Origin of the sequence: Flavihumibacter sp. CACIAM 22H1, assembly GCF_001601815.1 — a bacterium.
Taxonomy (GTDB): Bacteria; Bacteroidota; Bacteroidia; order Chitinophagales; family Chitinophagaceae; genus Flavihumibacter.
Genome location: NZ_LUKG01000021.1, coordinates 35868 through 43291, shown reverse-complemented (window position 1 = coordinate 43291; position 7424 = coordinate 35868). Strand labels below are relative to the sequence as shown.

At 44.2% G+C, this 7424-nt stretch carries 8 protein-coding genes; 4 read left to right on the top strand and 4 right to left on the bottom strand.

Features of this window, described 5'->3' with window-relative positions; translation table 11 throughout:
* The coding region (locus A1D16_RS08130; protein WP_290708863.1) for a hypothetical protein at positions 1–334 on the bottom strand (334 nt) is incomplete at its 3' end.
* Between the two features lie 39 nt (positions 335–373).
* Positions 374–2254, bottom strand: a complete 1881-nt coding sequence (locus A1D16_RS08125; protein ID WP_290708862.1) for a family 20 glycosylhydrolase — start codon at positions 2252–2254, stop codon at positions 374–376.
* A 426-nt stretch (positions 2255–2680) separates the two neighbouring features.
* On the opposite strand from A1D16_RS08125, the gene A1D16_RS08120 reads away from it, so the two are divergent.
* Entirely contained in the window at positions 2681–3535 is an 855-nt protein-coding gene (locus A1D16_RS08120; protein WP_290708861.1) for a hypothetical protein, read from the top strand.
* 41 nt (positions 3536–3576) lie between these two features.
* Here A1D16_RS08120 and A1D16_RS08115 read toward each other — a convergent pair whose 3' ends face one another.
* Together A1D16_RS08115 and A1D16_RS08110 are read right to left on the bottom strand one after the other, a co-directional pair.
* Positions 3577–3870, bottom strand: coding sequence for a chaperone modulator CbpM (locus tag A1D16_RS08115; protein WP_290708860.1), 294 nt, complete (start codon positions 3868–3870; stop codon positions 3577–3579).
* A gap of 4 nt (positions 3871–3874) precedes the next feature.
* Positions 3875–4744: a J domain-containing protein gene (locus A1D16_RS08110; RefSeq protein ID WP_290708859.1), complete on the bottom strand. Its 870-nt coding sequence runs from the start codon at positions 4742–4744 to the stop codon at positions 3875–3877.
* Positions 4745–4868: 124 nt separating this feature from the next.
* Here A1D16_RS08110 and A1D16_RS08105 point away from each other — a divergent pair, with 124 nt between their 5' ends.
* The 3 genes from A1D16_RS08105 to A1D16_RS08095 all read left to right on the top strand — a co-directional run.
* Positions 4869–6041, top strand: a complete 1173-nt coding sequence (locus A1D16_RS08105; RefSeq protein ID WP_290708858.1) for a serine hydrolase domain-containing protein — start codon at positions 4869–4871, stop codon at positions 6039–6041.
* A gap of 37 nt (positions 6042–6078) precedes the next feature.
* A complete protein-coding gene (locus A1D16_RS08100) occupies positions 6079–7164 on the top strand; it encodes a DUF5700 domain-containing putative Zn-dependent protease (RefSeq protein WP_290708857.1) in 1086 nt (361 codons plus the stop codon).
* Between the two features lie 69 nt (positions 7165–7233).
* A partial coding sequence (locus tag A1D16_RS08095) for a hypothetical protein (RefSeq protein ID WP_290708856.1) occupies positions 7234–7424 on the top strand: 191 nt, incomplete at its 3' end.

The following is a 7424-nucleotide window of genomic DNA, read 5'->3' as shown; positions in this document are numbered from 1 at the left end:
GCTCCACTAAAATAATCGTTCCTTCATCAATAGCGTCATATAGGCATATCAAATCAGGGCGATCTTCATAGTTGTATCCTGAAGAATCATTCTTCTCTAAGTTCTTTACAATGACCTTATTACAATTATGAAACTGAAAAAAAAGGATGGCAGCCTTGCAATATTTCTCCTCAGTTATCAAATAGGATTGAAAAGTCAATTCTCCATCATAAAACTTTTTTCCTATTTGAAAAAAACCCAACCAGTCTTCCCTAAGACTGCTCCCCCTATCATCCTTAAATGCGGGGTTAAACTTCGACACTAATTTCGTAGTAAAGCGCCAATCACTATTCATATCAAAAAATGGTAAATAATCGTATCAACGTTTCTTACTCTAAAAACGTTCACCTAAAGCAGGTGCCAATACGGTTTGTATACTGATTTTACCGACGGGTTTATTACCTTCAAAAACTACGGCTTTAACCGTACCCGGTAAACTAAGCGGAAAGGGCTCAGTATAAAGAGTAGATGATTTGGTTGGCTCATTTCCATCTGTAGTGTACCGAATTTCTGGTTGATAACTTTGTGTTTGAAGCCGGATCATGGCTGTATTGGAAAGGCTATCCAGCTCCACTTGCTGCCAGACATTTTTGGCAGCCCTGGAATAATTTATTCCTGCCTCGTCATAGCGCTTATACTGGGTTTCCATACGCTTGATAAATTGTTCCCAATTCTTACGCGTTGCAGGCGTCCAGGCCAGCTCAGCCATTGCCGCCAACCGGGGAAAAGCCATGTATTCCACTTTATCAGGCGTATGAATAAACTCTGACCAGATATTGGCCTGTACCCCTTTGATGAACTTGCGCTCGGCAGCACTCAGCTCTGCCGGCACAGGTTCATAGGAATAAACCTTTTCCAAAGTAAGCATACCACCAATTGCCACCGGCTCCAGGTAAGGGGCTCCCTGGTAATAATCGAAGTACATGAAATCAGTGGGCGTCATTACCACCGGGTGCTTCTGTCGGGCAGCTTCAATACCGCCTTGGATACCGCGCCAGGACATAACCGCTGCATTGGGCGCAAGACCGCCTTCCAGTATTTCATCCCACCCGATAATAGACCGGTCTTTCGTTTGCAGGAATTTTTCTATACGTTTTATGAAATAAGATTGCAGTTCATGTTCATCTTTAAGACTGTCGGCCTGTATACGTGCCTGGCATTTCGGACATTCCTTCCAGCGTTTTTTGGGCGCTTCATCTCCACCAATATGAATTATTTTTCCAGGGAACAATTCCACCACCTCCGTCAATATGCCTTCCAGGAATTCAAAGGTCTGCTCATTACCGGCACAATAAATATCGTCCTGGATGCCCCACTGAACAGGCATTTTAAAGGGCCCGCCAGTACAGGACAGTTCCGGGTAGGCCGCCAGCACCGCCAGCGTATGTCCCGGCATTTCTACTTCCGGCACAATGGTAATGTACCGCTCTGCAGCATAACGTACAATTTCACGGATCTGGTCCTGTGTGTAATAACCGCCGTGCGGGGTTGGGTTAATTTGCCGGTCGGGCGAATGGTCAAACTGGGTACCTGCTCTCCAGGAACTTATTTCATTGAGCAGGGGATATTTTTTGCTTTCTATGCGCCAACCATGATCTTCGGTCAAATGCCAATGAAAAGTATTCAACTTGTGCATGGCCATATAATCGAGGTATTTTTTGATGAAATCCACCGAATAAAAAATCCGGCCGCAATCCAACATAGAACCTCTCCATTCAAAACGCGGTTTATCGCTGATCTGAACCAGGGGAATACTCATCATGGGCAGCTTTTTCTGTACCTCCAGTTTAATCAACTGGTATAGGGTTTGTGTGCCATAAAATAAACCGGCTGCTGCCTTTGCCTTGATTGTAACCTGGGCTTTGTCGGCACTGAGCGTATACCCTTCCCTACCCAGTGAATCGGGCACCTGGCCGATACCGATAAAGATCATATTGTAAAGGGGTTGTACCGTGGGCATAACCGTTAATTGCAAGCCTGATTTAGCTTTAATATAAGCTGCCAGGCCTTCTGCCATTGCTACTACCTGGCTGTCTTTCCCTGCGTAACCAATGCGGGTGGATTCGGTGATCAGGTACTGCCCGGTATTTACTTTAAGCGAGGCAGGTTGCGGCACCAGGGCCGGGTCACTGTCGATGGGTGCTACTGTTTGAGCGCTTACCTGGAGTACTACCGCCAGCATCAAGGCCATTGCAATCGAAAAATTCTTAACCATACGATCTTTTAAAAATGAGTAGGACCGAATTTAAAAATTTATTCAAAAATTAAGGCAAACTATCCTTTAAAAACAGGAATTATCTCTGCTGCCTCTTCCTGCCACAGCGCTATAGCTCGGTAGCGGGAAGCCCTGGCCAGTTCATCGGCTGCACTAACGCAGACGAACAGCCGGGAACTATCTTTTAGAGGACAGGGCAGCCGTTGAATGCCTATTTTGATAGTTTCTTCAATAGCTGGAATTTACCCCTGGTGGGCGGCCTATCACGGATGCTGCAATCGCCGTACAAAATACACTTATATGCTTCCGGAAACACCTAAACAGTCAACAAATCAAATTCATCGGTACAGACAGCGGTTTCCGGAATAGCAAAATCATGCCGATCGTTTCCAAATATTAACTATAATTGATGTTTAAAACCATTTTATGAAAAAGGGCTGGGTAGTGGTACTTATGCTGGGCATTTTCAGTACCACAAATGGACAAACAAGGTATTTTGTACAGTTTGGCGGCAATCTTTCGATCTTACCTACATCAACATACAACGGCCAGTTCATCAATGAATTTGCGCCAAATCCCAATGCTACCAGACTTGAATCCAGGTCTGCTTATTCCAGTCAACCCGGCTGGGGAATTAAAGCCGGTGCAAGCCGGGAAATAGCCAAACGATGGCAGCTAAATGCTGCAATTACTTATTCCTATATCCGGTACCAACAAAAAAACAAGGTTAAAGGAACCACCGTTAGTGAAAGCAATATTTCCGGCTTCGAGATGGAATACAACGGTATTGGTTATGCCATACCAGGGCTCAGTGGAAACGGCCTGCCGGTTTTTGGAACAGGACCGGTACTTATTGACCCCACAACAACGGGCGACCCAGACAAACTTGGCAAGGCCTCACTGGGTTTCATAGGATTGGAAGCCGGCATTATGTATGAACTTTTGCCCAAATTGAAACTGGGCGCCGGGGCTTCCCTGCAACAACTAATCAATGTCCGCTACTATTACCCAGAATATGAAGTACGAATGCAGCCCGGTCCGGGGCAAGGGCCTAATATCCTGCATACAACGGTTACAAAATCAACCGACAAAGATCCTTTTACGCAATTTGGCGCAGCCATTCAATTGCATGCAGCCTACCAGCTTAGCCGTAAATTTTCCCTGGACCTGACAGGCCAGCAATTTCTAACCAAATTATACGAAGAGAACGGGCAGGATTATACGGGAAAAAAAGCCCGGATCCGCCTACTAAGTCTCGGACTCCGTTATTGCTTAAACTAACTGCGTTCAACCGGTTTATACTGCCCCAGTTGCTCTACCTGTTATTCACCTGCATAAACTTGTTGGGCCCGGTATTGTTTCAGCTCCTGCTGTAGCTGCAGGATCCTTCCCAATAAATGTTTGATGGCTTCCATACCCTCCATATTAATGTTCAGTTCATAATAGAAATGTATGTATTTCTCCAGGTCAGCCAATTGGTCATGCGTAAGATAAGATTCTTCTTCATATGAAAAGAACTGCAGCAGGCCATGATCTCCCAGTTGCTGCAAAAAACCAGCTTCAATGTTATAGTAGGTACAACATTCAGGAAGGCTTATTTTATTGATCTGTTCCATGGTGCTACGCTTTATTGGCGGATGCTGCCAGTTCTTCAAATAATTGTTTCTCTTTTTCGCTAAGCCGGGTGGGCAGCTGAACCTGCCAGCTTATGTATAAATCACCAAAAAGGCCTGCTTGTTTATACACTGGAAACCCCTTCCCTTTCAATCGCACCCTGGTATTATTCTGGGTTAAGGGGGCTATTTTCAGTTTAAGTTTTCCACCCAGGGTTTCAATCGTTTCTTCTCCTCCCAATACCGCTTTGTACACAGATACCGGATGATCCAGGTAAAGATCATTTCCTTTACGCTGAAATACCGTATCGTTCCTGATCTCAAAGCTGATGTATAAATCGCCGTTCGGCCCTCCATTAACGCCGGCTCCCCCATGCCCTGCCAATTTTATTTCCTGGCCCTGTTCAATGCCTGCCGGTATGGTAATACGTATATTTTTCCCATTTACAGAAAAGGTTTGCTGATGGGTATGATAGACAGAAGAGAGGTTCAGGGTTAAGGTAGCATGGATATCCTGACCGCGGAATTTTGACTGCCGGCGCCCACCTGCCCCTCCTCCGGCATTGCCAAACATGGAAGCAAAAAAATCGGAATAGTCTTCTGTAAAGCCACTGCCCCCACCACGTTTTTTTGCTTCTTCAAATTGTTCCGCCTGTTTCCAGTCGGCACCATACTGGTCGTATTTTTTCCGTTTTTCCGGATCGCTCAAAACCTCATTGGCCTCATTGATCTGCTGGAAAAGTTTTACAGCTTCCGGGTCATTGGGATTAAGGTCTGGGTGATGCTTTCTTGCCAGCTTGCGGTAAGCCGATTTGATATCCTCTTCCGTAGCCGTTTTTGACAGCCCGAGTATTTTATAATAATCTATATAGCTCATCGTTGTTCAGAGCAAATTGCTTTCCATAAATTTAATCATTTGGCAGGAAAATAAAGCAGGGTTATAGTCCTGAAAAATTGCTACCCGCCCGTTTTTAACTACTAAAACAGTTATATTAGCAATCATGAAATTTCGGTACTTACTTCTAATACTAGCAGCTCCTATTACCGTTTTATCGCAGACCATTCATCGAATTAATGGCAGCAGTTTTCCCGCAGACAGCCTAACGGCGAAAATTAATTACCTGATGAAAACGGCCCGTGTTTCCGGCCTGGCGATTTCAGTTTTCAATGAGAATAAGCCGGTTTACTCCAAAACATTTGGCTACGCGGATGTTCAACAAAAAATTCCGCTACAGCCCTATTCGGAAATGTATGCAGCATCACTGGCTAAAACCGTGTTCGCGTATATTGTACTTCAACTGGTGGAAGAAAAAAAAATCCATTTGGACAGCCCGCTGGTTCATTACCTGAACAAACCCCTGCCTGATTATACCATACGCGGATGGAACAGAGGATACCAGGATCTGAAAAAAGATACTCGTTATAAAAAAATAACAGCAAGAAACTGCCTTACCCACAGTACCGGATTTCCCAATTGGCGCTGGTTTGAACCGGACAAAAAACTCTCCATCAAATTCGAACCCGGCACCCGGTACAGTTATTCCGGCGAAGGCCTTTACCTGCTGCAATGGGTTTTAGAACAAATTCTTCAAAAAGACTATGAAACCATCTCAAAAGAGCGGGTTTTTGGCCCTTTGCGGATGCAAAATACCAGCCAGGTTTGGCAGGCAGCCTTTGATAAAAACATCGCCTACGGGCACTCCGCCAACGGTGAACCCTACGAATTAATGAAATGGCAGGAAGCCAGCGCAGGTGGCTCCATGACTACTACACTAGACGATTATACCAGTTTTTATAGCGCTTTTATCAATGGACATGGTTTATCAGAAAACATGTTCAGAACCATGACATCTACCCAAATTCGCATCCGCTCCAAGGCGCAGTTTGGTCCGCTGGCACTGGTAGATGCTGCAGATAATGACTCCATACAGCTCGGTTATGGATTGGGCGTTGGGGTATTTCATACACCCTATGGACGGGCCTTTTTTAAAGAAGGGCATGATGATGGCTGGGGGCATTATTCCATCTGTTTTCCAGATAAAAAAATAGCCCTGCTGATTATGACCAATAACGATACTGGTGAAAGCATTTTTAAAGAGCTGCTGGATTATGCTATCGGAGACAGGTATACCCCCTGGCAATGGGAAAATTATATACCTTATAATAAACAGTAAACCTGGTTAAATTATGGATTCTACAATCATTCTACGTATGAACCGAAGACTTATATACCTATTAATTTTTTGCTTTTCTACCCCAGCTTTTGCCCAGGAGCTTTCTGTTTCAATAGATATGGCAAGTGCAGAAAAAATATGCCAGCTGCTTTCGCAGAAAAAAGCAGATACCATTGAGCTTAAAAAAGCCGCCGGTTTATACGGCAACCAATTGCTTATTAAAAAAGTTAAAGGTTATAGTGGTGCAGGGGAAGACGTATTTATAAATACACTCAAAGAAATCATCGAAACCGGTACAATAAAAGGACGAGATGAATACAATTGGAAACTGGTTAAAGAAAAATTGCCGGAAATTAACCAACTGCTGAACTATATCCGCAGCAACAACAGGGTATTTATTGAGGAGGTAAAAGCAATTATCCAGCCATATCTGCCAAAGGAACTGAAAGCAGCCGCCAAAGCCTGTTTCCTGGCAGGAGGTGGCTCACTCGGGTTTACAATTGGCAATGATCCCAGTTTTAATGTGGCCCTTCAGAAAATCGGCGATGATATCAAAGGGTTGCAATACCTGGTAGCACATGAACTTTACCATAGCTTACAGGATATAGGGCAAAGTAGCAGGGTGTATCAAAAAGACGACAAAAAAATAACCTATCCAGAGAAAGCAACCTATTACCTCCTGTACAATTTATGGGCAGAAGGCATTGCCAATTTTGTAGGCGATATGGCTGCCATAAAAGACCTAAAAGAATTTTCAAAAGAGCAAGCTGGCCAGTACCAGAAAAATCGTGCGCGCAGGTACCAGAATTTTCAATTGCTGGAAGCCCTTCTTTACAGGCAATACCATGATTCTACTGCCAATTACCAGGCCACTTATGATATTGGATTTTCAACAGCCTTTGATGAAACCAGTTATTTTGTCGGTTATGAAATGGCTAAAAAAATCGCCCAACACCAGGGCAACGAAGCCATAGCCGCCTTGCTGGTTAAAGACCCGATTCGATTTATTGCTGACTACATTGCCCTGTATCAAAAGCTTGCTGATGACCAAAGTTTTGTTCGTTTCAGCAGGTCGACCGAGGAAATTGTTTCCAGGTTATTGGCTTGGGAAAATAAACTCTGAGCAAACGGAACGCAGTTTTTGATAAGTTAAAGGTTGTTTTAAAAGGTACATTGAGACTAAATTTTTTGAATGCAACAACTCTTATTGCCGGCAACCCTGCTGATTGGTTCTATGAGCATGGCGCAGGTAAAACAACTTACCCTTTCTGGCGAGCTAACCGTAAAAAATGTAATTACCGCCACCCATAAGCCAATAGATACCAGCCTGTCGAAATTAAGCTACCGATGGTTTTTATCAGACACAACCGGTAAAAACTGGGA

Excerpts from the sequence above, each read along its gene's own strand:
- A1D16_RS08125 (WP_290708862.1), bottom strand. The coding sequence starts at position 2,254 with ATGGTTAAGAATTTTTCGATTGCAATGGCCTTGATGCTGGCGGTAGTA.
- A1D16_RS08120 (WP_290708861.1), top strand. The coding sequence starts at position 2,681 with ATGAAAAAGGGCTGGGTAGTGGTACTTATGCTGGGCATTTTCAGTACC.
- A1D16_RS08115 (WP_290708860.1), bottom strand. The coding sequence starts at position 3,870 with ATGGAACAGATCAATAAAATAAGCCTTCCTGAATGTTGTACCTACTAT.
- A1D16_RS08110 (WP_290708859.1), bottom strand. The coding sequence starts at position 4,744 with ATGAGCTATATAGATTATTATAAAATACTCGGGCTGTCAAAAACGGCT.
- A1D16_RS08105 (WP_290708858.1), top strand. The coding sequence starts at position 4,869 with ATGAAATTTCGGTACTTACTTCTAATACTAGCAGCTCCTATTACCGTT.
- A1D16_RS08100 (WP_290708857.1), top strand. The coding sequence starts at position 6,079 with ATGAACCGAAGACTTATATACCTATTAATTTTTTGCTTTTCTACCCCA.